The organism is Streptomyces sp. NPDC001410 (assembly GCF_042895235.1).
Classification (GTDB): domain Bacteria; phylum Actinomycetota; class Actinomycetes; order Streptomycetales; family Streptomycetaceae; genus Streptomyces.
Window position 1 is genome coordinate 1 of the sequence record NZ_JBIAWE010000052.1, and the last position, 2,365, is coordinate 2,365.

Here is a 2,365-nt window from a genome sequence, read left to right on the forward strand (position 1 = left end):
TGTCGGCGTACAAGTGAACGTGCACCACCTCGTACGGATGAGAGTGCACCAAAGTTGATGCGGTCACGGGTGGGTGCCGCGAGTCTTCTGTCGTCGGTTTCGGGGTGGCAGAGGGGCGGCTGAGGTGGTCTTGGACCCGCATCGCTGGCTGGAGTTGAGGCGGTTTCGCGGTCTGTACGAGTCCGGTGCGATGAGCCTGCGGGAGATCGCGAAGGAGACCGGGCTGAACCGCCGCACGGTCACGAAGTACTTGTCGGGCGAGGCTCCCGTCGCGCCGCCGAAGCGGACGGCCGATGGCCGGCAGCTGCGACGGGCGGTCGACGAGGTCGCCCCGCTCATCGACGCGATGCTCCGGTCGGAGATCCTGCTGAAGGCATCGGTGATCCACGAACGTCTGGCGTCGGAGTACGGGGTCACCATCAACTACCAGCGGGTCAAGATCTACCTGCAGGAGGCCCGGCCCCGGATTGCCGAGGATCTCGGCATCAGCCCGGGTGAACTGGCCGGTCTGCACCGGCGGTTCGAGGTGATCCCGGGCGCCCAGGCCCAGTGCGACTGGGGCGATGAGGGCAAGATCCTCGCCCACGTCGGGATCCCGAAGGTCTACTCGTTCCACATGACGCTGTCGTACTCGCGTGATCCGTTCTGCTGCTTCACCACCAGCCAGGATCTGGCGAGCTTCTTCGACTGCCACCGCCAGGCGTTCGCGCACTTCGGCGGGGTGCCGATGACGATCGTCTACGACCGAACCAAGACCGTCGTGCGCCGGCACGTCGCGCCGGGCGAGGCGGTCCCGCTCCACCCGGAAGCCGTCGCGTTCGCCGGGCACTACGACTTCGACATCGACGTCCTGGCCGCTTATCGCCCGACGGGGAAGGGCCGGGTCGAACGGCAAGTCTTGATCGTCCGCGACCACGTTCTGGCCGGACGGGCCTTCTCCTCGATCGACGAGATGAATGCCGCCTTCTCCGCCTGGGTGCCGCTGCGGCGGGCGAAGGTGCACGGCACCCACGGCGAGATCATCGGACACCGGGCAGTGCGGGACCACGTGGCCCTGCGGCCACTGCCGCCGACTCCGTATGTGGTCGCCCAGCGGCATCTGCGGCACGTCGGCAAGGACTGCCTGGTCGCCTTCGACGCGAACCTCTACTCGGTGCCCGCCCGCAAGGTCCGCCCCCGTCAACTGGTCGAGATCCGGGCCACGAAGTCGCAGATCAGCCTGCACTCCACCGTCCCCGACGCCAGCGGCGAGACCCTCTTGGCTGTCCATCCACGGGCAGTTGGCCGCGGCGCCCGCGTCGTCGACGAGAAGCATTGGGAAGGCCTACCCAAGGGCGACAACCGTCGCGTCACCACCGGCGACGTGATGCCCCAACCCCGCCATGACCAGCCTCTGGGCCTCGAAGCCGGCCCGCTGCAAGCCCTGTTGAACCGGGCCGCTGCCGCCAGCGTCGAGGTCGGCCGCCGCCCGCTGTCCGTCTATGACGAACTGACCGGCACCCGCCCCTTCTCCACCAACCGCGCGACGAAGGAACCCTCTTGAGCCAGCTGACCGGCAACCGCATCCGCACCACGGCCGGCAAGCTCGGCCTGCCTCATCTCGCGGAGACCATCAACGAGTTCACCCGCCGGGCCGACGAGGCGAAGATGGGCTACCTCGACTTCCTCGACCTGGTCCTCTCCGAGGAACTCGCGGTCCGTGAGGACCGCCGCTTCCGCAGCGGACTGCGGACCTCGAAGCTGCCGCACCACAAGACGCTCCACGAGTACGACTTCTCCTTCCAGCCCGACCTCGACCCGCGCAAGGTCAAGGACCTCGCCACCCTCTCGTTCGTCGAGGCCAAGGCCAACGCGGCCCTGCTGGGGCCGCCGGGAGTCGGCAAGACGCACATCGCCGTCGCCCTCGCGGTCGCCGCCTGCCGGGCCGGCTACTCGATCTACTTCACGGCCCTCGACGACATGGTCCGCAACCTCAAGACCGCCGAGGCCGCCGGACGGTTGGTCAACAAGCTCGGCACCTACCTGCGGCCCAGCGTCCTTGTGGTCGACGAGGTCGGCTACCAGCCCCTCGAACGAGCCGAGGCGAACCTGGTCTTCCAGGTGATCTCCAAGCGTTACGAGAAGGGCTCGGTCATCCTGACCTCGAACAAGACCTTCAGCGAGTGGGGCCAGGTCTTCGGCGACGAGGTCCTCGCCACCGCCATCCTCGACCGGCTCCTGCACCACTGCGAGGTCGTCTCCATCAACGGCAACAGCTACCGGCTGAAGAACCGCCTCCAGGCCATCGAGCGGGACACCGACGTGGCCTGAGCAGTGGTGCACATAACTCTGTACTTGGTGGTGCACTCAGACGAGTACGGGGACA

The 2,365-nt window shown here is 67.5% G+C and carries 2 protein-coding genes; both read left to right on the plus strand.

The features are described 5' to 3' along the window. Nucleotides 1-124 precede the first annotated feature (124 nt). Nucleotides 125-1,543, plus strand: coding sequence for an IS21 family transposase (gene istA / locus ACFY3C_RS45690; protein WP_390775182.1), 1,419 nt, complete (start codon nt 125-127; stop codon nt 1,541-1,543). Continuing rightward, nucleotides 1,540-2,310: an IS21-like element helper ATPase IstB gene (gene istB / locus ACFY3C_RS45695; protein ID WP_390775183.1), complete on the plus strand. Its 771-nt coding sequence runs from the start codon at nt 1,540-1,542 to the stop codon at nt 2,308-2,310. Before istA ends, istB begins: the two co-directional genes overlap by 4 nt. The last annotated feature ends 55 nt before the right edge of the window (nt 2,311-2,365 follow it).